Raw genomic sequence first — 26,720 nt, 5'->3', positions numbered from 1 at the left:
TTGCGATGATTAGCTTCCCCAAGTGGAAGACCGCCCTTGTTTTGCTTGTAAGCATTCTGGGGGTGGCCTATACGATTCCTAATTTTATCCCGGCCGAAAAGTTGGTGGACATGCCTGAATGGGCACCGCGCCAACATATTAATCTGGGCTTGGATTTGCAGGGAGGCTCTCATCTGCTCATGCAGGTGGATACCGCAGACGTTAAAGAAAAAATGATGGAGGGACTGGCGGATTCTGTTCGCGCCAACCTCCGCGGGACCGAGCCGAAACTAGGTTTCAGAAACCTGACCGTGAACAAGAACTCGGTTACGTTCAGTTTGCGAAATCCAGAAGACCGGGATTTGGTTCGGGAACGGCTGGCGTCCATCTCAAATTTGATGCCCAACGGCCAGCGTAGTCATTTGATCACTATTGGCGATGATGATGTTGTGACGCTGGAGCCTAGTGAGCAGGCCATTGCGGACCGCGTCAGCGCCGTTGTTACTCAGTCTATTGAAATTGTTGGGCGCCGGGTCAATGAAACAGGCATTAACGAGCCCACTATTCAGCGGCAAGGTAAGGATCGAATATTGGTCCAGCTTCCAGGTCTTGGTGATCCGCAACGGATCATTGATTTGCTGGGGCAAACGGCGCAAATGACATTCCATCTGGTCGATGTCTCTGCGAGTGCAGCAGTTGGCCGCCCGCCCGCGGGATCCAAACGGCTTCCGGCAATGGAAGCAGGCGAGCCAGATTATGTCATCAAGAACCGGGTTATGGTGTCTGGTGAAAATCTTGAAGATGCTCAGGCCACTTTCCAACAGGGACAACCCGTTGTTTCCATCCGTTTTAACGGTTTAGGCGGCAAGCAGTTCGGTAAAGTAACGTCTGAAAATGTTGGTCGGCCTTTCGCCATTGTTCTGGATGGTAAAGTGATTAGCGCGCCCCGGATTAACGAGCCGATTTTGGGTGGCAGCGCGGTGATCAGTGGTGGCTTCAATATTCAGGGCGCTCAGGATTTGGCCCTGTTGTTACGGGCTGGTGCTTTGCCCGCTCCGTTGAAGGTGATCGAGCAACGCTCTGTTGGTCCAGACTTGGGTAAAGACTCTATCGAAGCCGGTAAAATTGCCGGTATTATCGGTATTGTCGGTGTTATCATTTTCATGATCGTCACCTACGGCTTTTTTGGGCTGGTTGCCAACATTGCCCTGATCATGAATATGTTCCTGATCGGGGCCTCATTGTCCGTATTGGGCGCAACACTGACGTTGCCGGGTATTGCAGGTATTATCCTGACCGTCGGTATGGCCGTGGATGCGAACGTTTTGATTTTTGAACGGATCCGGGAAGAAATGAGAGTGGGTAAAACGCCGCTCAATGCCATTGAATCCGGTTATCAGCGGGCCTTTACAACCATTGTGGATGCGAATGTAACGACGGGTATTGCTGCGGTTATCCTGTTTGTCATGGGATCAGGGCCGGTAAAAGGCTTTGCGGTGACATTGGGGATCGGCATTATTTGTTCCATGTTTACTGCGATATTGCTGTCGCGCATGGTTATTTCCCTTTGGGCGCAACGGACGCGTCCGAAGACATTGAGCATATAGGGGAGAGCTCGGATGTATAAACTGAAACTTGTCCCTGCTGAAACAAAGCTGCCTTTTCTACAGGCGCGGTTCATTGCTTTCTTGGTGTCAGCGGCTCTTATCCTTGGTTCTGCTGGCATGTTCTTTGGTGTCGGGCTGAATAAGGGGATCGATTTTGAAGGCGGCATTATGATCGAGGTGGGGATGCCAGAGGCTCCTGATCTTGCAAAAATGCGGTCAAGTCTGGGCTCCCTTGGGCTTGGGCAGGTGTCGTTACAAACCTTTGGTGCGCCGGATGATATTCTGATCCGGGTCCAGCGTCAGGAAGGGGATAGCGAAGCCCAGAAAAAAGCGGTTGAGTTGGTAAAAGCTACTCTTGAAAAAGAAATTTCAGATGAGATTTCTTACCGCCGTATTGAATTTGTCGGTCCGACAATTTCTGCAGAACTTGTCGAAACGGCGATTGAAGCTGTTTTGGTCGCGGTTGTCGCCATCCTGATTTATATCTGGCTCCGCTTTGAATGGCATTACTCTGTGGGCGCGATTGTCGCTCTGGTCCATGATGTGATCTTGACGATCGGTATGTTTGCTATCACAGGGATTGAATTTAATCTGGCATCGGTTGCTGCAATTCTCACAATTGTCGGGTATTCGATCAATGATACCGTTGTAGTCTATGACCGCATTCGCGAGAATTTCCGTCGCTACAAAAAGATGGACGTAAAAGATCTTCTTAATCTGTCCATCAATGAAACATTGTCGCGCACCGTTATGACGTCCTTAACGACGTTACTTGCGTTGCTTGCACTGTTTATTTTTGGTGGGGAGGTAATTCGTGGCTTCTCGACAGCGATGATTTTTGGTGTCATTGTCGGTACCTATTCGTCTATTTTCGTAGCCGCTCCGATACTGCTTCACATTGGTTTGACCCATCGCAGTGAAGAAGAAGATGGCTTTAAGCCAAGCGATGACACGGCTGAAGCGGAGAGTTAATTCTCCGCTTTTCTAACCGCGGGACACTATTATGCAGGATATTTCAGGTCTTCCAAAAGAGGGGCAACAGCTCATCAACTCCTATGGAGAAGGTGGGTTTCGTGTGAGCGGCGTCCGTCATGAAGGATCTGTGATTGTTTTTCCGGACGAAACAACCTCTTGGGCCGTGGTTGATCTTGGTGAATTGACGTTGGATAGTCTGGACACGGTGATGCAGGCAACCCCGCCAGTGGAAATTCTGCTGATCGGATGTGGGGCCAGTATGGGTTTTATTGATGATAGCATTCGCCGGCCGTTGCGTGAAAAGGGTATCACGATCGATAGTATGGATAGTGGTGCCGCTGCGCGGACTTATAATGTCCTGTTGTTGGAAGGGCGGCGGGTTGCGGCCGCTTTGATCGCTCAGTAAGATGAGAAAGCAGGCGTTATTTTCCGCGCCAAGCAAGCATGGTAATCGCCTTAGCCTGTCTTTTCTTTGTGCAGTCTATCTCTTTTTAATCCCTTTTCTACATAAGACCCTTTTGTATGGGCTTCCCTTGTTGGAACCTTATGCCCTGTTTCCATTGGCCAGCCTGGTTTCGTGGTCAAAGGGTTTTGATCTGGTCCGTTTTGAGATTGTTTCTGATTTACTGTTTACCAGTGGTTTTTTGTTTGTACTGGGCGGTTGGTTTTTTGTTTTTCAAAAAGTTTCGGAAAAGACGCTTCAACGCTTGCTGATTTTCGTTGTGTCCGCAGGCGTTTATATATTTGCCGTTACGATGGCGCATCAATTTGGTCGCTAAGTCATAAAAAAAGGCACCGATCAAATCGGTGCCTTTTTTGTTTCAAATGCGAATTAAATTAGGCGTTTGCCAAATTCTCATTTGCAAAATCCCAGTTTACCAGGCTTTCCAGGAATGTCGCGATGTAGTCTGGGCGACGGTTCTGGAAATCAATGTAGTAAGCATGCTCCCAGACGTCCATTGTGATCAAGGGAGTTGCGCCAGATGTCAGCGGGCATTCTGCATTTGGTGTTTTGGTCACTTTCAGCTTGCCGCCATCAAGGACCAGCCATGCCCAGCCACTACCGAACTGTGTTGCGCCAGCAGCTTTGAATTCTTCGACAAATTTGTCGTAAGAGCCAAAGTCTTCGTCGATCTTCGCGGCGATTGCACCGGTTGGTTTACCACCACCATTTGGCGCCATTGAGTGCCAATAGAATGTGTGGTTCCAGATCTGTGCGGCGTTGTTGAAAACACCAGCCTTAGAGGCATCACCAGCGGTTTCTTTCATCAGGTCTTCAAGAGACTTACTGTCATCACCATCCAGAAGATTGTTCAGGTTTACAACATATGTGTTGTGATGTTTCCCATGGTGGAAGTTCAGAGTTTCTTCTGAAATATGGGGTGCCAATGCATCTTTTGCGTATGGTAGTTCAGGAAGTTCAAAAGCCATAATAGTCCTCTAGCTTGGTTATGGAACGCATGCGTTCCTTGTTATTAAGCCAACGAACAGTCAGTGTGCTGACCGCTCTATTCATACAGTCGTTTATATCGTAAAAATATCGTCAGAACATCCATTTTTTTTAATTATTCTAAACAGTTTCTGTTACATAGAGCACAGGCGATACAGAAAGGTGGACGAAACGTGAAAAATGGCGAAGAACGATCCCATTTGGCAGAGGAAGCGCATCGATATGATTATGATCGATGGCTGACAACCCTGTTTGCGCCTGCGTCCATTCGCGAAACACTTTACGCTTTGATTGCCTTCAATATTGAACTATCGCGTATCCGGGAAACGGTCACCGAACCATTGTTGGGAGACATTCGCCTGCAATGGTGGCGCGAAGCCCTTACCGGACTTGAAACCCATACACCCAAAACGCATCCAGTGATAGAAGCACTGGACTTTGCCAATCGTCAGAAACCCATTGATTTCAAACTGATGCAGGCCATGGTGGATATGCGGGCCAAAGATCTGGACCCAACACCACTTAGTAGTGATGCAGATTTTATTGCTTACGCCGATGGGACAGGGGGGGCTTTGCATCGCCTGTTACTTGCAGCGAGCGATCTGGATGTGACGGAGGCCGATGAAGAAGCGGCTGCGGCGGCAGGCCGTTCTTTTGCGATGACCGGTATCCTGCGGGCAATTCCGTTCCACTTTCAGCATGATCTTGTGCTATTGCCAACAGAACGCCTGGAAGAGCAGGGGGCGACACGAAATACGATCTTTCAACAGGAAAATCGGAGTAATTTTTTCAATATTGTTAAAGAGCTTCGGGCATTGTCGCTGGAAGAAAATCGGCGGGCTAAAAAGCTGTCGAAAAATGGCAGCAAGAACGGCGCTTTTGCACGCAAGATAAACGGAATTACCGGACTTTATCTGACACGGTTGAAAAAAGCAGGGTATGATCCGGGCGATACAAAAATGCAGATTGGCGCGCCGCGCAAAATTCTGTCCCTGTTTCTAACCCGATAAAAACGCGCAAAGTGAAGACGGTTTAAACGTTACCCAGACGCCAGGACTGGCTTTGAATGAAATTCTGGGCCAGAAATCTGTAAGTTGCTTTCAGTTGACGCTCAACCTCAGGGTCTTCTTCTGGTTGAAGATTTTTCCAGCCGTTAATCATATCATCCCAAATCATGAACCGTTGATGCAGATCGTCGCGGGTTTTTCGGATATGATCGATTGTCGGATCAAAGTTTTTCAAGATTGTCAGAACTTCACAGGTCTGTGCGTCGATTTGGTCGAAGCTTCTCTCAAAATTACTGATAACCGGCTCAATCAGGGTATGGATCCGGGACAGGTCTTCCATCATGCCGCGGTCGCGCTTATACACTGTACGGAGCTTGTCGATATTGGTGCTGATCTTCTTAATCTGGCTGTAATGGTCGCGCAGAGCTTCGATGAACGAGAGTTCACGAATAACATCGTCTACTTTTTCAACAACATCGTCCTTGGTGATACCAAGCTTATTTGCAATTTCCTTGAAAGCCTTTTGCACCTTGTCTTTTGTATTCGGGTCGTTTGCTATGCTTTCCAGTTCACCAATATTGGTGATGATTTCCTCGCTGCCAGCCAGCCAGGAAATAAGCTGCATGGTGATACGGCCGCGGGCAATCTGTTTGTGAATTTCTTCAATGGACCAAGAGGCTGATCCATCTAGAATTTCCGTTGGAATAGAATCGTTTGGATGGATTTCTTTCACGAACTTCAAAGAGCTGCTGATGGTTCCCAGAAGTTCAGCATCGGTGCTGTCCTTGTCAATTCCAAACTCCTGACAGATGGAGCGAACAGGGATCGCGCCTTTCATTTCACCCAGTTCAACAAAAAAAGCAGGTTCTTTGCTGTCATGGGTCAGCTTGAAATAAGCACCCTTGACACCAAAAATCTTGTGTTGAAACGCGAAATGAGTACTAGGGCTCAAGTCACTGTTCTCACTGGTTTTTTCTGCTTCCGACATAGGTGCGTCAGTATCCCTTGATAAACGTGGCCATAAGAACCAATTCTGGAAAATGGTATCCTGAATGTTCTCAGACTAACCAGACATCGTATATAAAAGGTTACCAAAACCACTTTATAAGCACTAATTTATTCAAATTTTTAGCGTTTCAGTAGATGGCAACAGTTGGACCGTCCGGTTCTTGAACAGTCGTCATTATACCGTTTTTCACGTTATTAAGCACCTGCAATATTTCAGTTACTTTGTATTCTGATGGTTATGCGGAAAGGGTTTCTTTCCATTCCTCAAAATCAGTTGTCGCCCGCTTCGTATAGGCCTGTTTACGTTCTTTCTTTTTGACCCGTACTTCAAGGGGCGGGAAAAGACCAAAATTGACGTTCATAGGCTGGAAGGTGCTGGCTTCAGCGTCACCTGTAATATGTGACATCAGGGCGCCAAAAGCCGTTGTTTGTGGTGGGATCGTGAATGATTCATTCCGTATCTCTGCCGCAATAAACCGCCCGGCCATCAAGCCAACTGCTGTGCTTTCAACATAGCCTTCAACGCCCGTTACCTGACCGGCAAACCGAAGGCGGGGAACTGATTTGAGGCGTAGCTGACGATCCAGAACGACCGGACTATTAATAAAGGTATTTCGGTGCAAGCCGCCAAGCCTCGCAAATTCTGCATTCTCAAGACCTGGAATTTTTTGGAAGATCCGGACCTGTTCCGCATATTTCAGTTTCGTCTGAAAACCAACAATATTGTAGATGGTACCCAGCTTGTTGTCCTGACGTAACTGGACGATCCCATAGGGTTTGACAGTTGGATTGTTGGGATCTGTCAGGCCCACTGGTTTCATCGGACCATAGCGTAGAGTTTCAGGGCCCCGTTCGGCCATGACTTCAATCGGCAGGCAGCCATCGAAATAGGGTGTATCTTTTTCCCATTCCTTGAACTCGGTTTTTCCGCCTTCGTTCAGGTCATTGATGAACTCGTAATACTGCTCTTTCGTCAAAGGGCAGTTGATATAGTCGGTTCCTTCGCCTTTATCGTAGCGGGACTGGAACCAGGCAATATCAAAGTTGATGCTATCTTTGTAAATAATGGGCGCAATGGCATCAAAGAAAGAAAGCGCATCTGCGCCCGTTGCTTCATGCACAGCCGCCGCCAAATCCGGTGAGGTTAGCGGACCGGTTGCAATCAGGGTGCTGCCCCATTCTTCCGGGGGCAAGCCTTTCACTTCTTCGCGGGAAATTGTGACAAGCGGGTGGTTTTCCAGTTTGTTCTGGACGTAATTGGAAAATTCGACCCGGTCAACAGCGAGGGCACCGCCTGCGGGCACTTTGTTGGCGTCCGCACTTTCCATAATGAGCGACCCAAGTTCACGCATTTCTTTGTGCAGAAGGCCAACCGCATTATTTTCGGCATCGTCTGAGCGAAATGAGTTGGAGCAGACAAGTTCTGCCAAGCCATCGGACAAATGGGCATCGGTTCCGCGAACCGGACGCATTTCATGCAGGATAACCGGAATCCCCTGACGGACCAATTGCCAGGTTGCTTCTGAACCAGCCAGGCCACCGCCGACCACATGAACGGGTTTGATCTCTTCTGTCATAATTACTCTTCTCGCCGAAAGTGGATTAGGCCGCTTTGGTCTTTTTAGATTTCTTGGCGTTGGATTTCTTCGCCGGTGCTTCCCCTACCGTGACAGGGGGGCGTTTTGCAAGGATTTCCTTCAAATACCGGCCTGTATAACTGGCTTCAACCTCGGCAACCTGTTCAGGGGTGCCTTCTGCCACCAGATAACCGCCCGCATCACCCCCATCAGGGCCCATATCAACAATCCAGTCCGCTGTTTTGATGACTTCCAGATTATGTTCAATGACCAGAACGCTGTTACCGGCATTCACTAGCGCCTGCAAGACTTCCATCAACTTTCGCACATCTTCAAAATGTAGTCCGGTTGTTGGCTCGTCGAGAATATACAGCGTGCGCCCCGTTGCCCTACGGGACAATTCTTTGGCCAGTTTCACCCGTTGCGCTTCACCGCCGGAAAGGGTTGTGGCCTGCTGGCCAACATGGATGTAACCCAACCCAACCTGTTGGAGGGTTTCAAATTTTTCCCGAATAACCGGTACAGCCTTGAAGAAGATGGCGGCTTCATCAACCGTCATATCCAAAACATCCGAGATGCTTTTATCTTTGAAGGTGATTTCAAGGGTTTCGCGGTTATAGCGTTTACCTTTACACACATCGCACTGGACATAGACATCCGGCAGGAAGTGCATTTCGATTTTAATAACGCCGTCGCCTTTACATGCCTCGCACCGTCCGCCTTTTACGTTGAACGAGAAGCGCCCTGATTTATAGCCCCGTGCTTTCGCTTCAGGCAGGCCTGCGAACCATTCTCGGATAGGTGTGAACGCGCCGGTATAGGTCGCCGGGTTGGACCGGGGTGTCCGGCCGATCGGGCTTTGATCGATATCGACGATTTTGTCCAGCCACTCTATCCCTTCAATCCGATCATGCGGACCGGGATGATTCCGGTTATTGTTCAGCTTTTTGGCAATTGCCTTATACAGAGTTTCAATAATCAGGGAGGATTTACCGCCGCCGGAAACACCGGTTACGCAGGTGAAAGTGCCCAGCGGAATATTCACATTGACGCGTTTCAGATTATTGTGCCGGGCACCGATAATGCGCAGTTCACGCGCGGTCTGAGGCTTCCGTCGTATCGCAGGCAATGGCACTTCTTTTGTCCCTGAAAGATACTGACCGGTGATACTTTCAGGGTTATCCATAATATCCTGTGGTGTTCCCTCGGCGATCAGCTTGCCGCCGTGGCTACCGGCTTTGGGTCCCATATCGATGACATGATCTGCTGTCATCACAGCTTCTTCATCATGTTCGACAACGATAACCGAATTGCCTTGATCCCGAAGGTTAACCAGTGTTTTCAAAAGACGAGAGTTGTCCCGTTGGTGCAGTCCGATAGACGGCTCGTCCAGAACATAAAGAACACCGGTCAGGCCGGAACCGATTTGCGAGGCAAGCCTGATCCGCTGACTTTCACCGCCAGACAGGGTTCCAGATCCTCGTGAAAGGGTCAGATATTCCAGACCCACATCGACCAGAAAGCCAAGACGTTCGTTAATTTCTTTCAGGACGCGTTCGGCAATCGATTTTTCTTTCTCACTTAGAACATTGTTCAAGTTCAGAAACCATTTGCGGGCATCCAAAATGGATTTTCCCGAAACCTCACCAATTTGCAGTCCATCAATTTTAATGGCGAGGGCCTCTTGTTTAAGCCGATGTCCGCCGCAGGTTTTACAGGCAGTTTTATCCTGATATTTTTCCAGATCTTCACGGACCCAGCTGCTGTCGGTTTCGCGCCAGCGCCGTTCGATATTCGGGATGACACCCTCAAACGGTTTGTTGGTTTTGTAAGTCCGCATACCATCATCAAAAGTAATCTGGATTTTCTGATCACCTGTGCCTTGTAAAACGGCCTGCTGATGTTCTGGCTCCAATTCTTCCCAAGGGTCGGTAGTCTTAAATCCGAAATGCTTGGCGAGCGCTTCCAGTGTCTGCATGTAGTAGGGGGCTGGCGTCGCGGACCGTGACCACGGGGCGATTGCGCCGTCGCGCAAGGATTGTGTTACATCTGGCACCACAAGATTGGGGTCGAAATACATTTCGGTTCCCAAACCACCGCAGGACGTGCAGGCGCCATATGGATTGTTGAAAGAAAAGATACGCGGCTCAATTTCTTCGATTGTAAAACCGGAAACGGGGCAGGCAAATTTAGCGGAAAAGATTTTTCTTTCACTGGTATCGGCATCTTCGACAACGAACAGGCCATCCGCCAACTCGAGCGCGGTTTCAATGGAATCAGCCAGGCGTGTTTTGATATCATCATTGATGACAACACGGTCGACAACGACGTCGATATGGTGCTTCAGTTTTTTGTCCAGCTCGGGCACATCCTCGATTTCATAGATCTCGCCATCAATCTTGACCCGTTGAAACCCGCGTTTTCGCAAATCCATGAATTCTTTTCGGTATTCGCCTTTGCGGCCTCTGACGATCGGTGCCATCAAATACAGCCGTTTACCTTCCCCCAATGCCAGAACCTGGTCTACCATCTGGCTTACAGTCTGGCTTTCAATAGGAAGACCCGTAGCCGGGGAATACGGAACACCGATGCGGGCAAATAACAGACGGAGATAGTCGTAAATCTCGGTTACGGTACCAACAGTTGACCGCGGGTTTTTCGACGTCGTCTTTTGTTCGATGGAAATCGCAGGACTTAAGCCGTCAATATGGTCAACGTCCGGTTTTTGCATCATTTCCAGGAATTGCCGTGCATAGGCTGAAAGGCTTTCAACATAGCGGCGCTGTCCTTCAGCATAGATTGTATCAAACGCAAGAGACGATTTTCCTGACCCTGACAATCCGGTGATAACAACCAGCTTGTCGCGGGGAATGTCAACATTCACATTTTGCAGGTTATGTTCGCGTGCGCCTCGGATACTGATAATCTTATGCATATGTCGTTTACACCTGAATTCTGGATTTCTTGGAGCACAAGAATTTATAGGGAATGCGGCCAAAATGCCAGCAGCAATCTTGAATAATGTTGTTATTTTGTTCCTGTTTACCCGTCCTGTGATCAAGAACAACTTTTTGCGCCCGTTCTGTTAGTTTTCTCACAGTTTTACTTCCTCAGGATTTGTATTAAAGTAGTAAAATATAATATAGGGAGGCTGGGGATGGTTATGTTGGAGGCCGCATTGGCCTTTGCCGTGGTCATGATAATCTTTTCGACAGTCGTGACGGGGATTATTGAATTTATTCACCGAATAATGGGAACGCGCCATAAACACCTGAAGCGCATGGTGGGGCACTTGTTTGACCAGTATCTGGTGCCTCGTCTAGGACGTCATCTATCCGCCACCAACGCCCGTGACAGAGAAAAATTTATACAGGCCATGACTGAAAACCCGATGGCTGAAGCCCCTGAAAAATTTGTTCCCCCTGCCACAGACCTGAGTTCCCTTGGTTTCTTCGAAAAAATTATTCAGTTTTATAGCAGTCTGAAGTCTTTCTTTTTGTTTTCCATGTCTCCTTTTCGCCGAAAAGTGTTCGGTAAAGAGATTGAAATCCTGACGCCTCTTGCCTTCGCCGAACGTCTTGCCCGTACCGATATTGGATTGGCGATCCTTGAAGAAGGTGAGGACCAGCTGGAGGCGCTGATCGATGATTTTTCGAGAAGTTTTGATCGGCTGGGACGAACTGCATCCGAGTTTCTTCAAAATCGGGCTCGTTCATTATCCATTCTTGTCGGCATTGTGCTTGCCCTTGCGGTGAGTATTGACGCGGGAAAATTGATGACGGCCTTGGTCGAAAATCCGGAACTGCGAACCGCGCTGATCGATCAATCCGAAGAAGCCATCGAGGAAAACCGTAAAGCGTCGCAGAAACTGGATGACCTTCTTGTCGATATAAAGGCAGGCAAAGCACAGGCCGTTACTGCGAAGGATATTGTTGAGGCGCAGGAAGCGCTGAAAAACAATGTGGATAGCCTCAAGAAACAAGGACTGCCCATTGGTTTTGAAGAATATCCATGGGTAAAGGATGCGCCGGTTGAACCTTCAGGGTATGTCAGATGGTTTTTCATGTGTGTTCTCAGTGGCGTTTTAATTGGGTTGGGCGGACCCTTTTGGTATCGGGTTTTCACCAAAATATCGCAACTGACAACCCTGCTTAAAGCTGTTGGTTTTGGCGCCCGCAAAGAGGTGGAGGAGAGCAAACAGCCTCCAAAAACAGCAGAGGAAAAAATGAGGCCAGAGACTGTCAGCGACGCTTTCTTGACGGCAGCGCGTAACCACAATATCGCTCATAAGGCCCGCAACCGTGCCATTTTAGGGGCGGACGGAACACCGCTTTAGAAAGGAAAAAAAATGGATCCGATTTTTGCCATTTCCGCTGTTAGGGCGATTATCCGAATTGGGGATGTCTCAAAAGATGCATTTAGTCAGTATGCGCAGGAAAAACCCATTTTATTGCCATCGGGAGAAAGTATTCCCCACGACCCCATCATTGCAATTCGGGATATCTGCGAACAATACCCGGCCTTCACGGCGATGTTGGAAAATGATGAAGAGTTAAAAAAGCGCTGGGCTGACAACCGCGAAACAGAGGTTCCTGGTGCTTTGGAAACGGTTTATCTGGCGGCTGTCCAGTTTGAGGCAGACCAAAAGGCGGAAAGCCGAGTGGAAGGCGTCGACCCGTCCAACGATTTCGTCGAGGACGCTGACAAATCGAAACTAGCGGCCGGGGCCATGGTTTCCCAATGGGCAGTCGGGCAGGGGCCGGTGTCACCTGTTGCGCGGGTTTTTGTCTCGCTCGCCGATGTTGCCCTTGAATTTGTGAGTGCTGATCCGTCTATTCTGGGGGTGGGCGGAAAAGGCGAAAAGCTCATCGGTGCGATCAGTCTTGCGGTTTCAGAGGCTATTCCTGATATTGATACGCGGGCATCCCTTGGGCCAAAAGATCGCTTCGCTGAACGGTTGTCCGGGCTGGCATTGCGGGCCTGTTTGCAGGCGGTCACGAGTAATCCGGATCTGGTTGTTGAAGAAAAATCTGTCCAGCAGCTTCTTAAAAACAGCTTACCACCGATCATTGCCGCAATGCCTTCAGGGGATGGCAGCATTGCTGAACAAATCAAATGGCATCAGGTGACGGATGCCTTTTTTGGACCAGCATTATCGGCGGCCCTTGATACGATTTCAAACGACCCATCGGCTTTTCTTGGCGGTAGTTTTGATCGGGAAAAAGCGGCCGGGGTGATGGTCACTGGGTTGTTGAAAGCGGCGGCGAAACAAGATCTGGAAACCCGATTTTCGAAATCCGGGGTCATTGAATTGGCGCGTGCGGCGGCCGGTATCGCAGCAGAAAACCCGGCTTTGATTCTGGGGGAACTTCTTGGCAATGACGATCTGACGGATCCGCAAAAACAGGAAATATCAGAGACTATCTCTGTTCATTTATTCGCGGAAATTTCGGCAACGCTTGCCCACAAAAAGGCTCCGTTCAGTGAAGGGCTCGGAGTTGCGATCGCAGCGTCGATGCTGGAGGGGTTAAAGAAAGCAGGACCCCAAATCTTTAAAAGCGACCGCCCTTGGGATGTTGTTGCCTCCAAGGGGTTGAACCTTATCCTAGATGGGTTTTCGGATGCTTTGCTTAAACCAGACGGAAGCTTTGTTTCGACGGTCTTTAACAAAGATCAGTTAATTGAACTGGCGCGGGTAGTTGTGGCGCAGGTGGCAACGACCCCTCATATGCTGGGAACGGATAACAAAGACATTCAGCGTGTTGTTTCCGGGGTTGCCAAGGCCATGGCGGCCGATAAAAAATTACTTCTGACCCGTGAAGATTGGGTTCAGATTATCGCTGTCGCGGCTGAGGAAGCGGCGCTAAATCCCGGACGATTGTTCGGAATTAATGACAAAAATCCTGAAGGATTGCTGGCCACTGAATTGATTACACAGCTGCTGGATGTTGCTGCTGAAGACCTTCAGAAACAAACCGGAAAAGTGGGTCCTGTCCTTATTGGCACCACATTAAGGGATGCCATTACAACAACCCTTCGGTCTGTCGGTGGGAATATTCATGCCGCGGTTACCCACAAAACCAAAATGAAAGAATTAGCTCAATCTCTCACGCAGGTCGCGGCGGCACGGCAATTTGAGATCGGCGGGAAAGAGTGGAAACGCTTGTATATGCATTTACTGCCCGGGGTTTTGCGGGATGGTGTTATTCCGACATTAAGTGCTGAGAAAATAGAAGATATTCTGTCTGCTGGATAAAGGTGCGGAGATGGCGAAAATACTAAAAGCATTGTTCGTTGTGACTGTCTTCCTGATGCTTCAAGGGTGTCAGGCCACAACGTTGCTGGATCTCAATAAAGACTATGTGACACTGGCCGAGCAACAGGCAAAAAACCAACGTTATTCGAAAGATGGGGTGCCGTATCATGAGCAAGAGCTGGTGACCGAAGCCTATGGTCTTGAGCTTGAGCAATTGGCGCTGAAAGCATTGGAAAGTGCGGATGAGGCTGCGTCAGATGTCAAAAGTGCCTCGGATGTGCAGGAGAGAAATAGCGCCCTTCGTAATGAAGCGTCTTTCCTCAATGTGTCGGTTCGAAGTTATCTGTCTTCAGGGAAAGTCGCAGATCACAATGTGGTATCTGTCGCCAATCGCGGGGTGGAGGTGTGCGAAGGGCTAACAGGCTTGGAAGGATTGCCCACCACATGTGGTTATTTTCACATTGTAAAAATGGTTGCGCTTAATAATGAACTGGCCCGAAAAACGCGCGCTCTTCTGCGCAAGGCAGCTCTATTAAACCAAGGCGAAAAATTAACGGCTGAAGAGGGAAAGATATTGCTCGACGCGCATACAGGATCAGTAGCGGCGATTGTTCAACTGGAAAAATTACGATTAGGGAACACAATTAACTGGCAAGAAGCGTCCAAAGGCTTGCAAGATTATCTGATCGATGAACAAATTAATTTACTGTGCAATGCGATTACCTATCGGGGGCGTATTCTTGACGCGAAGGCAGGCGATGATTGGGATCCACTGGCCGTTTTAGAGGAGACGAGACCCGCATTCAATGAGGTGAGAGAAGCGCTGAAAAAAGATCCTCAGGAATTCAATCGGCAAACAGACTGCGATCGGGTGTGATTTCTTCTGGTCAGGAATTACTGAAGCGGATAAAGTGCCGTTCAATTTTTCTTAGGTTAGATATAGAATCGAAAGCACGAAGATTATGGCAGGCAGCGTCAATAAAGTAATTCTTGTAGGCAATCTGGGAGCGGATCCTGAAGTTCGCTATATGCAGAATGGAAAACCCGTTTGTAACCTGCGGATTGCTACATCTGAGAGCTGGCGCGACCGCGAAAGCGGAGAGCGCCGCGAAAAAACAGAATGGCATCGGGTGGTCATTTTCAGCGAAGGTCTGTGTAAAATTGCAGAAAACTACCTGAAAAAAGGCTCAAAAGTCTATCTGGAAGGTCAATTGCAGACCCGGCAGTATGAACAGGATGGCATGACTAAATACTCAACTGAAATTGTTTTGCAGGGCTTTAACGCCACGCTCACAATGCTGGATGCTGCAGGCGGTCAGGGCGGTGGCCAGGCGGCTGGCGGTCAAGGCGGCGGAAGCTTTGGCGGAGGTGGCAATCAGGGCGGTGGCTTTGGTGGCGGCTCTTCCGGCGGCGGAAACGGCGGCGGTTTCGGTGGCGGACCATCAGGTGGTGATTTTGATGACGACATTCCGTTTTAAGGCATTAGGTTCTTTTTTGCTTTGGCCGAAATGGATAGAAAGCGGGCTTTATGCCCGCTTTTTTGTGTTTTCAGGGCTTCCCGCGGAGAAGCGTGACCGTTTCGATTGCCTCGTTCAGACCTTTTAAGCCCCCCTCGACATGTATTCGATCAACCGGGGCAACGCTGTAGTCGTTTGTGTAAAGATCACGAATATGGGCGCTGTCGATTGAAAAGGGCGGTCCCGACATCAGGGATTGATCATATTCATAGCAAATCAGGAATTGTGGGGCCCGATCCGTTATATTGATGAGGTGGCGGGCGTAGCGCGTCCGCATGTCTGTCGGTAAAGCGACCAAGGCGGCTCGATCATAAATTCCGTGAACTGTACCCAGAATATCCGCGTTAAGTTCGAAAATGTCCCCGACGAAAATATCAATATCCGGGGCAGAATATTGGGTCAGGGAGCCTATTCTGGTGATCGTTGGTTCCAGTGACAGGCCAGAGAACAACTGTTTGATTGCAAGTTCGCTTAGCTCGACGCCCACAACTTTATATCCCTGATCAAGAAGCCAGGCGATATCACCGGTCTTACCACATAGAGGGACAAAAATTCGGTTGCCCGGCGCAACCTCAAGCAAGTTAAACCTTTTCGCAAGAATGGGATTTCCTTGCTCCTGATGAAATCCCAAATTGTTAGTTTCCCATAAACCGTGCCAAAATTCTGTTTCCATATTGTCTCCATTCCTCTTGAGATATTGCGTATTTTAAGTAAGATACAACCTCAAGTTAACTTTAGGTCAAGAAAAAAATGAGCACAGAAATTCTGGATATTGGAGAGGTCTCGAAATTTGCAAAGCTGCCTGTTTCGACATTACGGTACTACGAGGAAAAGGGTCTGATACAGTCGGCCGGCCGGCGGGGACTGCGGCGTCTTTTCGATGGTAAGGTTGTTGAAAGGCTGGCGTTGATCACGCTTGCCCGCAAGGCTCATTTTTCGCTTGAAGAAATAAGTACCATGCTGGGAACAGATGGCAGCGTTCATATCAACCGGAATAAGCTGAGGGACAAAGCACAGGCCTTGGATCAAACCATTCGTCAACTGACAACGTTAAGAAATGGTCTCAATCACATAGCCGAGTGCGAGGCACCCAGCCATCTTGAATGCCCAAAATTCAGACGTCTTATGCGCCTTGCAGGGAAAGGGAAGGCAGACGCCGGGCCAAAGAACCCATCGATAAATTTTTGAGGCCGAGGCCGCTCCTTGAGGATTGGAAAAGTCTGGACAAGAACGATTTTTGCCGATATCTCATATAAGAGAATTTTTCTCAATAAAGAGAATATGAGAGGCTGAATGACTAATACCTTGACTGAGAAGTTGGCAGATCGGTTAAAGAATTTGCGGCAGGAACACGGGTTTTCGCTTGATCGTCTGGCCGTTCAAGCAGGGATCAGCCGCGCCACATTATCCCGGCTTGAAAAAGGGGAAGTCTGCCCGACGACAGAACATCTTGGGAAGTTATGCAGCGTCTATGGACTGACACTTACAAGATTAATGGCCATGGTGGAGGAGGGGTTCGCCGCGTTAGTGTCGCAAGAGGCGCAATTGATTTGGCACGATGCGAAGCAGGGGTTTATCCGCAGGTCTGTCTCGCCACCATCCGATAGTCTGGGTGCTGAAATGATTGAAGTTCTTTTGGAGCCTGCCGCTGATATCGCTTATGAGGCACCGCCCCGACCGGGCCTTGAACATCACTTGTATTTGCTGGAAGGAGAGGTGCAGATCACCTTGGGCGATCATCTGTATGACGTCAAAGCCGGTGATTGTTTACGCTATCAACTATATGGCCCTAGTCGTTTTCAGGTTCTGGGTCAAAAGGCGGCTCGGTATGTGATGGTCTTATTATAGGAGAAAGAAATGACAGATATCGTCATACAGAAAGTGGGACCGGAGCAAATAAAAAATTTCCCTGATGCCCTTGGAAACCTGTTGAAACGATGTGTAGATAGCGGCGCGAGTGTTGGTTTTATACAGCCTTTTGGACATCAGGAAGCCCGGCACTACTGGATGAACACTGTTGTTCCCGGGGTGGAGAGATCACAGATTTTGTTGTGGGTTGCCCTGTTGAAGGAACGGGTTGTTGGTACCGTGATGTTACAGGTGTCCATGTTGCCCAACCAAACACACCGGGCTGAGGTGGGAAAGCTTCTCGTGGATCCCGATTGCCGGCGAATGGGAATTGGTCGGCGGCTTATGCATCAAGTGGAAGAAGGGGCGTTGCAGGCAGGAAAGCTTTTATTGACCTTGGATACCCGCACGGGAGATGTGGCGGAACCTCTTTATCATCAATTGGGGTTTCGGACCGCGGGTGTTATCCCAGACTATTGCAAGCCCCCTGAAATTGGTTCTCAAACACTGGATGCAACAACCTATATGTATAAACGAATAGATTAACTGCTATGGCCTGTACTGGTCGCGATTAGCCGGGCTTTGTGCGTTGATGTGTCCCTTTGGAAACACGGGGGCCCGGCGTTAAGCAAATGTTTTGTCGCGGGATTTCACGTTTTCATCACCGTCTTTTTGGGGGCGATCGGTTTGCGGAAGAAAGATTGTCACGGTCGTTCCGTTTCCAACTTCGGAGTCCACTGTGATATGGCCGTCGGATTGTTTTACAAAGCCATATACCATCGATAATCCCAAACCTGTGCCTTTGCCCACATCCTTGGTCGTATAAAAAGGCTCAAATACATGCTGGATATTTTTCTTTGTAATACCAGAGCCTGTATCAGCAATCGATAAGTAAACATAATCGCCGGGCTTGATATGCTCTCCGTTTGACGCGGTCGCTTCTTCGAGAAATTTATTGCCGGTTTCAATGGTGAGCTTTCCACCGGCAGGCATTGCATCCCGGGCATTTAGAACCAGGTTCAGGACCGCGTTTTCCAGCTCACCCGGATCAGCAATGCAAAAACCCAGATCAGGTGAGGTAGAGGTATGGATGGAAATGGCTTCGCCGATGGTTCTGGCAAACATTTCAACCATGCTATCAACCTGTTGGCTCAGGCAGGTGATGGACGGCCTGAGTTCCTGTTTGCGAGAAAAGGCCAACATGCTTTTTGTTAATTTCGCACCGCGTTCTGAAGCACGCAGGATCGCCGTTAGCTGCGAGACCAATTGTTCAGAAAGGCTTTCGCTGCTTTCCAGCAGTAATTCAGCGTTCCCCTGAATAACCGCGAGCAAATTGTTAAAGTCATGGGCCACACCACCGGTGAGCTGACCAACGGCTTCCATTTTCTGGGATTGTCTGAGTCTGCTTTCCAAAGCAAGTGTTTCCGTTATATCCTGAGACACTCCAAAGACGGAATCCACATTTCCTTTTTCATCATATTCCGGTCTCATTGACCCTGCCATCACTCGAATACTGCCATCTTCAAGGTGAATTCTTGTTTGGAATTCATGAACTTGTTCCGTTTGGGCCGTTTTCATAATAGCGGATCTCATCGCGCCCCGATCTTCTTTAAGGACAAGACTGATAGCCCGCTCGATGGTCAATGTGTCATTATTGGGATCCAGACCATGAATTCTGAAAAGTTCATCGGACCAGAAAACAGAAAAGTCCGACATTTTTACGCGCCAATGTCCGAAATGACCAATTTCCTGAGCCAGCGCCATTTCTTTTTCTTTTTGAATAAGGCTGGTTTCGTATTGGCGGCGCTTGGAAACATCTTTAATGATGTTCATTGTTCCAAGCTTGCCATTCCAGATCACAGCCTTTGAATGCATCTCTGTTTGGAAGACTTCACCATTCGCCCGTTTATGGCGTGTTTCAATAAACGGCTGTTTTTCCCCTCTGAGAGCACTGTTTCGAAGATTGATTACTTTTTCCCGCTCTTCATCATCCAGGATGACCAGACTGTCTGAACCGATCATTTCTGACTTGGAGGACGCGCCAAAAATCTGAACCGCACTATCATTGACATATTGGGTGATGCCATTGACCTGAACGATCAAGGCATCCGGTACAAGTTCAAGCAAGTCGCGGTTTTGTTTTTCACTTTGTTTCAGTGCCTGACGGGTTTTATCGGTTTCCGTGATGTCCAACAGTGACGAGATAATGGCGTTTTTACCCTGATAATTCACATAAGCGCTGGAGCAATTTACGGTTAGGATGTCGCCGTCCAACGTCTTCAGGTCAATTTTACGGGTAACCTTGGTCATCCCATTATTCAATAACTCAAACAAGCTCTCCCGATCTTCTTTTTGGACATAAAAGTCGAAGATATCCATTCCGATTAGGGGCGTTTGTTTGGCTTTGAACAGATCATGTGCATGGGAATTTGCATAAATGCACTGATTGTCGGCTGAAATGATAAGTGGAATAGGGGCATTTTCGATTAACGAGCGAAACAACAATTCATTCTGAACTGCTTTTTCACGTTCTTCCACCAGTTCAGTAATATCAGAACGAACAGCAACTGTTTTATCCGTATCTGTAACGTAATGCGTCAGGCGAATGGTCCGGCCATCAAGAAACTTCTGCTCTTCCTGATGGCGATGCATTTTAAGCTGTTGCTGCCGCTTTTTTATCCATTTCTCACCGTCCTTCTTGGCGGCGTCCAGATGCCCCGCCTTTTTTTGAAGATTGAGTAATGCGGTATAAGTGGCACCCAATTCAATATGTTTCCCGACAGATGGAAACAGGTCTTTCTGTTTCGAATTATAGGCGACAATCTGCTCGTTTGAATCGTAAACGATGAACCCGTCATCAATGGCATCAAGGGCTTCCTGAAGGATAATGGGGTCTGGTGTAACTCTATTTTCCGTCAGGTGTTTTTGGATGAGGGCAGGTGCCGCCATCTCGAAAATTGTTTTTATGCCTTCGGTAAGGTCGCCTAGATCATTGCCTTCGGGTAACACGATGGAAAAAGAGGTAACATAGATATCGCTTAGCTTAGCGGTGTAGCTGATCTTGTTCGCCGTTTTCTCGTTTGCATGCCAGCCGAGGGGTGGGCAGGTTTCATCAATACGTCCAGCAACAGTGTCTTCACCGTCTGTCACAGGATATTGGACCTGAATTTGATGTGTTTCAGTAGAATACAGATGAAAGGACAGGTGCGGGAGCGCGAGCCCGGTACGCAGGCAATCCAACCCGGCTTCGACAGATGAAGAACTATCCAACTGCCAATCAGAAAACGCTTTAGCTACTTGTGAAACTGAAGGGCACCAAACCATTCAAACATCTACTCCGTATTATCGCCCCAAGGGGACGTTAACAAGTTTGATTAGGTGAATAAACAATATTTTTCTCTATTCGGTTAACAAAATCGAGAAAACTGAATTTATTTTCATAAACCATGCTGATCGAAAAGATGGGATCTTTCCGATCAGCACTTTGAGGATCACAGCATCCGTCTTAAGGTGTTATGTCCGTCTAATAATTGGTGTTTCAGCGCCGCTCCGGCGTGAAAAAGTGCGATGATTCCAATGCCATATGTTACGAAATAATGCACTGAAATAGCCAAATCCCGAGAAGAATTTGCAACCTTAAATATCGCCGGGATATCAAATAACCCAAAGAAGGTAAATGACGCGCCTGCTGATGTGGAGATGATATATCCGCTCACTGGTGCCAGAAACATGGCCACAAGTAATAGGCCATGCACCACTTTTGCCGCCATGACTTCATACCATAAAAGTTCCCTTTGCAGCGGTGGCTTGGGAGCAAATATTTTCCAGATGAGGAAAAAACTGGCCAAAGCAAGCACGAGGCTGCCAATTGACCGATGAAGCTCCAGTCCCTGATGGTACCATTTATCGTAATAGCTCAGTCCGACCATCCACCACCCGAGCCCAATAAGGCCGAGTATTGAGGCGGCTATAAGCCAGTGAAGAATTTTACTCACTGGCGTATAGCCTTTTGATGATGCTTCCATCATTAAGCTAATTTGACAGCTACTGACGAATTGCTTCGATATAGAGGTCCAGCTTTACAACTTCAGCCGCGGGACCAAGATTATAACCCATGTCAAAATCTTTTCGGACAAGATCGTAGCTGCCTTCAAAGCCAGCCCGGTATCCTCCCCATGGGTCATCGCCTTCACCGATTTTCTTGATATCGAAAGAAATGGACTTCGTTACGCCATGAAGTGTCAGATCACCGGTCAGGGTGCCGCCGTTTGCGTCCCCCTCAAACCCTGTGCTGACAAATTTGGCTGTCGGAAATCTCTCGGTATCCAGAAAATCTGCGCTGCGCAAATGTTTGTCGCGTTCTGCATGATTGGTATCAACACTTGCCGTATCAATTTCAATCACAATTTTTTGGTCGTTCGTCGATTTGGCGGGATCATAGTTCAACACGCCGCTGATTGTGTTGAAACGTCCAGCCAGCCAGCTGAAACCCAGATGCTGTGTTTTAAACTCGACAAATGAGTGGGTGGGGTCAATTGCATATTCAGCAGAATAAGCCGGACTGGCAATCGCTGCTAGGGCCAGTAAACCGACACACGCACTCGATATTCTACTAACGGTTTTTGAAATCATACTTTTTCCTTTTTCCTTGGGGTGTAAAGTCTTTAGGAACTTTCAGTTAAGGGGTGGCCGGTGGGTTTGCCAGTAAAGAAATCGAGTTTTGAATGCCAAGTTGGATTGCTGTGACCCGGGTCACAGCGCAAGGGCCTAATCGTTTCTGACGCAGGTGCATGCTGGGTTTTATATATTCCGTCATTTGAAAATTAGCGAATAACAGGAAAGCTATTCATTATTTTCTTTAAGGCTCCAAGGGAATTGGCTAGGCTTTTTTTAACAAAAAAAATGAGAGGAAACGCTTGATGCCCATGCCAATTACAGCCCCTTTCGAAGGGCTAAAGGACGTTGTCGCCTTTGAACAGCAGGCCGAAGATGTTTGGTTGTCCAAGAACAGTATTTACGAGGCTTTTTGTCAAACGGCGGAGCGATTTGCCTCCAAAGTTGCGCTTACAGCCCTGCCATCCGGTGATCCGTTAGGGGAAGGGGTATCGATTTCTTTTGATCAATTACTGCGCGGCGCCAACCAAGCGGCAAATATGTTTCTTGGCGCTGGTCTGGAAAGGGGAGAAACCGTTTGTCATCTTTTACCTCTGTCATTTCAGGCTTTTTACACGCTGCTTGGCGCTGAGGCTGCAGGCATTGTGAACGCTATTAACCCATTATTGGAGCCCGAACATATTCTGGGGATTGCCGAAGCGGCAAATGCAACAATTCTAGTGGTTCCAGGATCGAGCTTAAATGAAGAGGTCTGGCAAAAAGCGTCATATGTGATTGATAATTTACCAAGTCTAAAGGCGGTTTTTGTTTTGGGCGGTGGGCTCGAATGTGACGGAATAAAAATTTTTGATTTTGATGAGGCTCTTTCTCGTCAGCCGGCGGATCATGTTCATCAGAAAGAACCCGGACAGTTGGATGACATTGTTGGTTATTATCATACAGGAGGGACCACAGGAGTTCCAAAACTAGCCCCTCATACCAACCGTATGCAATTAATCCAAATGGCGTCGACCGGGTTCCTGATGGGGGTTTCCGAGCAGGATGTTATGGTCGCGGGTCTGCCACTCTTTCATATCAGCGGATCGATTGTCAGTGGGCTGGTTCCCTTGATGGCGGGGGGGACGCTGGTCATACCAAGCCCTTTGGGTTTCCGTGATCCGCTGGTCATCGGGAATTATTGGCGGATCGTCGATAAATATCGGGTATCCATTCTGGGGGCCGTCCCGACGATGCTGTCGGCGCTTCTAAATATTCCTGTTGGCGACGCTGATATCAGTTCATTGCGGGCTGGAATGACGGGCGGCGCTGCGGCCCCTGTTGAGGTTCTGAAAGCGATTACAGAACAAACGGGCGTTCCTATGCTTGAAGGATATGGCATGACGGAGGTGACATCCTTTACCACCCTGCAACCGCGGGATGGCGAGGTGCGTTTTGGCTCCGTGGGTATTCGTGGTCCTTATGTTGCGATCAAGGCAGTTTTGTTGGATGAAAACGGGGATATAAGCCGTGAGGCCGACGTGAACGAAATCGGTGTCATTGTCATGCGCGGGACATGCGTAATGCCGGGATATGTGCAGCAGGTGCACAATCGTTCCGCTTTCCTGGCAGAGGGATGGATAAACTCTGGTGATCTGGGGCGTATTGACGAGGATGGTTATGTCTGGCTAACGGGACGCGCCAAGGATCTGATTATTCGCAGCGGCCACAATATTGACCCTTCCTTGATCGAGGAAGCGTTGCACGAACATCCGGCAGTGGAGCTGGCGGCGGCGGTGGGTAAACCAGATTCTTATGCCGGTGAAATGCCCATCGCGTATGTCCAATTCAAACCCGGGGCCGCGGCTACAGAGGATGAATTAAAAGATTTTGCCAGAGAACGGATTGCCGAACGGGCCGCAAATCCCTCAGATATTCACATTGTGAGCGAAATGCCACTGACGGGGGTAGGGAAAATCTTTAAACCGGCGTTACGCGCAGATGCGACCAGAAGAGTCTTTTTGCAGGAACTTTCCATCTTGGATGGCCTTCGTGATGGCTATGATGTGCAAGTAGACAATCACCCGTCTCTTGGCATGGTGGCGCGGGTTGAACTGAATGATCCTCAGAACAGTGATTTGGAAAGTCAGATTAAAAATCAGTTGGGGCGGTTTACCACCCAGCATCAAATTGTCTGGAAGGTCGGGTAGCCGGACCAGATTTCGATTTATTTTACTGAGAGGCCGGGATGTCTGATGAAAAAAATAAGGATGAACAGGAAAGTGGAGGCGTTCAAAAAGGACGCCTTGCCATTGCTGTTCTTGGTCTTTTCTTTGCTGGGTTGGGCAGTGTTTTATACGGCTTGCTGGCAAATTTGGTTTTTGGTGCCGAGACATGGAAAGCCCATGTCTTGAAAAATTTTGAAATGATCTCGGGATTGCCTATGGCAGCAGCACTGGCCTTTGGCATTGTTGTGATCTTTCAAAACAACACCAAAGGCCCGGTTTCTGTGAAAGTTGTAGGCCTTGAACTGAAAGGGCCCGCAGGTCCTATCCTGCTTTGGGCAATTTGTTTTCTGGTTATTGTCACCGGGATTGCGATCACATCCAACAATATCTGATTAGGGGGGCAGAGGGATCGTTCGGCCATTCCGGGCGGAAACCAAGGGAATATCGCTGTCGGATTTCTTGCTGTTACCCGTCCAGTTTGTGACTGGCAAATCTGCAATGATTTTATGGGGGTTATGATCGCCATCGTTCACGTAATACCCTTCCAGGATCGCGCTAAAATTCACTGTGTCAGAAACGCCGGGCAGATTGAAAATTCTGCGGGCATAGGGAAAAAGAAAGGGATAGTCCACCAGCCGGTGTCGGGTGCAGCGAAAATGAGTTGCATAGACTGCATCAAATCGTACGAGTGTTGCAAACAGTTGTAGATCGCTCTCTGTTAGTAGGTTGCCACACAGAAACGGATTGATCCCAAGTAGATTTTCTAAATAATCCAACGTGGCAAACACCTGATCCGCGGCTTCGCGATAGGCGGCCTGACTGCGCGCAAGGCCCGCCCGGTAAACCGCGTTCGAAAGTCCGTTATAGATCCGGGCGTTCAGGCTGTTGATGCGGGCCGCTAGCGCCGTTGGATAAAGCGTAAAATCTTGCTCAGACGTAATCTTATCGAGCCCACGCATCAGAGCCGTAGACTGGTTGCAAACGATTTTCTGGGTAAAGCAGTCGTAAAGAAGGGGCACTGTCGCCCTACCGGAATAGGTGGAGTCCGTTTTCGAATAAAGTTCGTGGATATGGGTTATTTTACCATCGATCTTTTCTTTTCCGGCCTGATCCGGCAGGGCGTACCCTTCAAGCCTTGGACCTGCTGCGATCAGGAGGGGTACCCGCGTCTGCAAACCCTTCAGGGCCCGCATAAGGACGACCCGGTGAGACCAGGGGCAGCTTTCCGAAATGATCAGAATATACCGGTCTTCATTATGGTTCAGACTATCGATGATCGCGTTCGGCAGCGGTTGGCTGTACTGGCTGTCTGTTCGAATAAAGTGACCGTTATTGAATTTCTTGTCGGCATGCTTCTGCCATTTACCATTGTCAATGTAACCCATCTTTTCCTCCGTCTGATTGCAAGAAACAGAGTATCAAAGATATTGGACTATTAATGGTACCAAATGTGTATTTTTTGGTCTAATATTTAGACCATGAAATCATTACCACTTAATAACCTGCATGCTTATTCTGTTGTCTTTGAAGCGGGCGGCGTGCGCGCGGCGGCGCGTGTTCTCGGTATTACACATTCATCTGTCAGCCGCCATATTCGCGAGTTGGAATTGTGGATGGGGGTTCCCCTGTTGGAAACGGCCGAAGGTCGCCGGAAGCTGGTTTTTACGCCTGAAGGTGAAAAGTTGGCGAAAGAGGCGAGCGCTCATTTTTCCGGGTTGCAGGCTTCTGTTCAATCGATCAAGGAACGTGCGGACCAACGTACTGTGGTTATTGAAACCACACCGAGCGTTGCAATACGGTGGCTTTTGCCGCGCCTTAGCGAATTTGAGGAAGAACACCCCGATATTGACGTGTCTGTCTTGATAGATCAGCGCCAGAAAACTCCTTTTGAAGCGGGTGCCGATTTTTCAATTCGAATGGGCCGTGGTCCCTGGAGCGAGGTGGATTGCACGTCTTTAATGGACGAAGAATTTATTCCGGTCGTCTCGCCTGATCTTTGGAAAAAATGGGGAGCTCCCAAAGCTTTAAACGAAATCAGGAACATACGATTGATACATGACCGGGATCCCAACATATCATGGCATGCTTGGTCCAAACAGCATGGCGTCTCTTTGCATGATCCAAACAAAGGGCCTCGTTATACCTCATCCGACCTTGTTTTAAGGGCGGCGGAGCAGGGGTTGGGGATTGCTTTGGCCCCGAAACGAATGGCGGTAGAGAGTATAAAAGCAGGGCATCTGATTGCGCCGCTTTCCTCTGTTTCTTTTGAGATCAAAGATTACTATTGGATTATTCAATCCAGGATCAGGCCGGGCAGATGGGCTGTTGATCGCGTCATTCAATGGGTTCAGGGCCGCGCGGCCGGTTAATGCTTTTCAAAGGTTCCCCAAACCTTCATTTTACCGTCTTTCAGAAGGGTCTTGCCTTTTGCGATGACTGTCGAAAGCGTCAAATCCTGATCGAGGAATAGAAGATCAGCGTCTTTTCCGACGTCCACAGATCCTTTCTTCTTGCTAAGGCCAAGGGACTGCGCGGGTGACGAGGTTAAAGGCACAAGTGCGTCCTCTAGGGAAAGTTTCTCTCGTTGAACCATGTCTCGGAATTCTTGCATCAAAGGCTCAAACCCGGCGACGCCAATCCCGCTCAATACACCGTTCTCATCAAAGACGGGGACCGAC

25 protein-coding genes are annotated in these 26,720 nt (G+C 48.7%); 15 read left to right on the top strand and 10 right to left on the bottom strand.

The window, feature by feature from the left end; translation table 11 throughout:
* Positions 1-5: 5 nt before the first annotated feature.
* The 4 genes from secD (at position 6) to ACJAYR_RS12385 (ending at position 3,340) form a co-directional block, all read left to right on the top strand.
* Positions 6-1,586 carry a protein translocase subunit SecD gene (gene secD, locus ACJAYR_RS12400; protein ID WP_415236894.1) on the top strand — a complete coding sequence of 527 codons (1,581 nt, stop codon included), beginning with the start codon at positions 6-8 and terminating at the stop codon, positions 1,584-1,586.
* 12 nt (positions 1,587-1,598) lie between these two features.
* Positions 1,599-2,558, top strand: a complete 960-nt coding sequence (secF, locus tag ACJAYR_RS12395; protein ID WP_415236893.1) for a protein translocase subunit SecF — start codon at positions 1,599-1,601, stop codon at positions 2,556-2,558.
* Positions 2,559-2,589: 31 nt separating this feature from the next.
* The gene (locus tag ACJAYR_RS12390; protein WP_415236892.1) at positions 2,590-2,967 is read left to right on the top strand and encodes an Mth938-like domain-containing protein; all 378 of its coding nucleotides are present in this window, start codon (positions 2,590-2,592) and stop codon (positions 2,965-2,967) included.
* A 127-nt stretch (positions 2,968-3,094) separates the two neighbouring features.
* Positions 3,095-3,340, top strand: a complete 246-nt coding sequence (locus ACJAYR_RS12385; protein WP_415236891.1) for a hypothetical protein — start codon at positions 3,095-3,097, stop codon at positions 3,338-3,340.
* Positions 3,341-3,398: 58 nt separating this feature from the next.
* Here ACJAYR_RS12385 and ACJAYR_RS12380 read toward each other — a convergent pair whose 3' ends face one another.
* A complete protein-coding gene (locus ACJAYR_RS12380; RefSeq protein ID WP_181017907.1) occupies positions 3,399-3,992 on the bottom strand; it encodes a superoxide dismutase in 594 nt (197 codons plus the stop codon).
* 192 nt (positions 3,993-4,184) lie between these two features.
* Between ACJAYR_RS12380 and ACJAYR_RS12375 the strand changes: the two genes are divergently transcribed.
* Entirely contained in the window at positions 4,185-5,021 is an 837-nt protein-coding gene (locus tag ACJAYR_RS12375) for a phytoene/squalene synthase family protein (RefSeq protein ID WP_415236890.1), read from the top strand.
* Positions 5,022-5,043: 22 nt separating this feature from the next.
* Here ACJAYR_RS12375 and ACJAYR_RS12370 read toward each other — a convergent pair whose 3' ends face one another.
* The 3 genes from ACJAYR_RS12370 to uvrA all read right to left on the bottom strand — a co-directional run bounded on the left by ACJAYR_RS12370 (position 5,044) and on the right by uvrA (position 10,538).
* Positions 5,044-6,006, bottom strand: coding sequence for a hypothetical protein (locus ACJAYR_RS12370; protein WP_415236889.1), 963 nt, complete (start codon positions 6,004-6,006; stop codon positions 5,044-5,046).
* Positions 6,007-6,262: 256 nt separating this feature from the next.
* The gene (trmFO, locus tag ACJAYR_RS12365) at positions 6,263-7,603 is read right to left on the bottom strand and encodes a methylenetetrahydrofolate--tRNA-(uracil(54)-C(5))-methyltransferase (FADH(2)-oxidizing) TrmFO (RefSeq protein ID WP_415236888.1); all 1,341 of its coding nucleotides are present in this window, start codon (positions 7,601-7,603) and stop codon (positions 6,263-6,265) included.
* 25 nt (positions 7,604-7,628) lie between these two features.
* Complete coding sequence (gene uvrA, locus ACJAYR_RS12360; protein WP_415236887.1) at positions 7,629-10,538, bottom strand: excinuclease ABC subunit UvrA; 2,910 nt, start codon at positions 10,536-10,538, stop codon at positions 7,629-7,631.
* Positions 10,539-10,760: 222 nt separating this feature from the next.
* Here uvrA and ACJAYR_RS12355 point away from each other — a divergent pair, with 222 nt between their 5' ends.
* The 4 genes from ACJAYR_RS12355 to ssb all read left to right on the top strand — a co-directional run bounded on the left by ACJAYR_RS12355 (position 10,761) and on the right by ssb (position 15,337).
* Positions 10,761-11,939 carry a hypothetical protein gene (locus ACJAYR_RS12355; protein ID WP_415236886.1) on the top strand — a complete coding sequence of 393 codons (1,179 nt, stop codon included), beginning with the start codon at positions 10,761-10,763 and terminating at the stop codon, positions 11,937-11,939.
* 12 nt (positions 11,940-11,951) lie between these two features.
* Positions 11,952-13,859: a hypothetical protein gene (locus ACJAYR_RS12350; RefSeq protein WP_415236885.1), complete on the top strand. Its 1,908-nt coding sequence runs from the start codon at positions 11,952-11,954 to the stop codon at positions 13,857-13,859.
* Positions 13,860-13,869: 10 nt separating this feature from the next.
* Positions 13,870-14,736 carry a hypothetical protein gene (locus ACJAYR_RS12345; RefSeq protein ID WP_415236884.1) on the top strand — a complete coding sequence of 289 codons (867 nt, stop codon included), beginning with the start codon at positions 13,870-13,872 and terminating at the stop codon, positions 14,734-14,736.
* Positions 14,737-14,821: 85 nt separating this feature from the next.
* On the top strand, positions 14,822-15,337 hold the full coding sequence (gene ssb / locus ACJAYR_RS12340; protein WP_169545122.1) for a single-stranded DNA-binding protein: 516 nt from the start codon (positions 14,822-14,824) through the stop codon (positions 15,335-15,337).
* A 70-nt stretch (positions 15,338-15,407) separates the two neighbouring features.
* Here the strand turns inward: ssb and tmpT are convergent, their stop codons facing one another.
* Entirely contained in the window at positions 15,408-16,049 is a 642-nt protein-coding gene (tmpT, locus tag ACJAYR_RS12335) for a thiopurine S-methyltransferase (protein WP_415236883.1), read from the bottom strand.
* A gap of 77 nt (positions 16,050-16,126) precedes the next feature.
* On the opposite strand from tmpT, the gene ACJAYR_RS12330 reads away from it, so the two are divergent.
* The 3 genes from ACJAYR_RS12330 (at position 16,127) to ACJAYR_RS12320 (ending at position 17,770) form a co-directional block, all read left to right on the top strand.
* Positions 16,127-16,564, top strand: a complete 438-nt coding sequence (locus ACJAYR_RS12330; RefSeq protein ID WP_415236882.1) for a helix-turn-helix domain-containing protein — start codon at positions 16,127-16,129, stop codon at positions 16,562-16,564.
* A gap of 105 nt (positions 16,565-16,669) precedes the next feature.
* Positions 16,670-17,224 (top strand): helix-turn-helix domain-containing protein, encoded by a 555-nt coding sequence (locus ACJAYR_RS12325; RefSeq protein ID WP_415236881.1) that lies wholly within the window; start codon positions 16,670-16,672, stop codon positions 17,222-17,224.
* Positions 17,225-17,233: 9 nt separating this feature from the next.
* Positions 17,234-17,770 (top strand): GNAT family N-acetyltransferase, encoded by a 537-nt coding sequence (locus ACJAYR_RS12320; RefSeq protein ID WP_415236880.1) that lies wholly within the window; start codon positions 17,234-17,236, stop codon positions 17,768-17,770.
* A 78-nt stretch (positions 17,771-17,848) separates the two neighbouring features.
* Here the strand turns inward: ACJAYR_RS12320 and ACJAYR_RS12315 are convergent, their stop codons facing one another.
* From ACJAYR_RS12315 to ACJAYR_RS12305, 3 genes are all read right to left on the bottom strand, one after another.
* Positions 17,849-20,548, bottom strand: a complete 2,700-nt coding sequence (locus ACJAYR_RS12315) for a PAS domain S-box protein (protein WP_415236879.1) — start codon at positions 20,546-20,548, stop codon at positions 17,849-17,851.
* A gap of 167 nt (positions 20,549-20,715) precedes the next feature.
* Positions 20,716-21,219, bottom strand: coding sequence for a cytochrome b (locus ACJAYR_RS12310; RefSeq protein WP_415236878.1), 504 nt, complete (start codon positions 21,217-21,219; stop codon positions 20,716-20,718).
* Positions 21,220-21,268: 49 nt separating this feature from the next.
* Positions 21,269-21,856: a YceI family protein gene (locus tag ACJAYR_RS12305; protein ID WP_415236877.1), complete on the bottom strand. Its 588-nt coding sequence runs from the start codon at positions 21,854-21,856 to the stop codon at positions 21,269-21,271.
* Positions 21,857-22,143: 287 nt separating this feature from the next.
* Here ACJAYR_RS12305 and ACJAYR_RS12300 point away from each other — a divergent pair, with 287 nt between their 5' ends.
* Both ACJAYR_RS12300 and ACJAYR_RS12295 read left to right on the top strand, forming a co-directional pair.
* Positions 22,144-24,024: an acyl-CoA synthetase gene (locus tag ACJAYR_RS12300; RefSeq protein ID WP_415236876.1), complete on the top strand. Its 1,881-nt coding sequence runs from the start codon at positions 22,144-22,146 to the stop codon at positions 24,022-24,024.
* A gap of 38 nt (positions 24,025-24,062) precedes the next feature.
* On the top strand, positions 24,063-24,434 hold the full coding sequence (locus ACJAYR_RS12295; RefSeq protein WP_415236875.1) for a hypothetical protein: 372 nt from the start codon (positions 24,063-24,065) through the stop codon (positions 24,432-24,434).
* Here ACJAYR_RS12295 and ACJAYR_RS12290 read toward each other — a convergent pair whose 3' ends face one another.
* Positions 24,435-25,427 carry a glutathione S-transferase C-terminal domain-containing protein gene (locus ACJAYR_RS12290; protein ID WP_415236874.1) on the bottom strand — a complete coding sequence of 331 codons (993 nt, stop codon included), beginning with the start codon at positions 25,425-25,427 and terminating at the stop codon, positions 24,435-24,437.
* Positions 25,428-25,520: 93 nt separating this feature from the next.
* On the opposite strand from ACJAYR_RS12290, the gene ACJAYR_RS12285 reads away from it, so the two are divergent.
* The gene (locus tag ACJAYR_RS12285; RefSeq protein WP_415236873.1) at positions 25,521-26,411 is read left to right on the top strand and encodes a LysR substrate-binding domain-containing protein; all 891 of its coding nucleotides are present in this window, start codon (positions 25,521-25,523) and stop codon (positions 26,409-26,411) included.
* Here the strand turns inward: ACJAYR_RS12285 and ACJAYR_RS12280 are convergent.
* On the bottom strand, positions 26,408-26,720 hold a 313-nt coding region (locus ACJAYR_RS12280), incomplete at its 5' end, for an amidohydrolase family protein (RefSeq protein WP_415236872.1). The two genes, ACJAYR_RS12285 and ACJAYR_RS12280, sit on opposite strands and share 4 nt — an antisense overlap.

The organism is Sneathiella sp. (assembly GCF_047631475.1).
In the GTDB taxonomy this organism is placed as follows: domain Bacteria; phylum Pseudomonadota; class Alphaproteobacteria; order Sneathiellales; family Sneathiellaceae; genus Sneathiella.
Note: the sequence above shows the minus strand (reverse complement) of the source record. Positions and strands in the feature narration are given on the sequence as shown.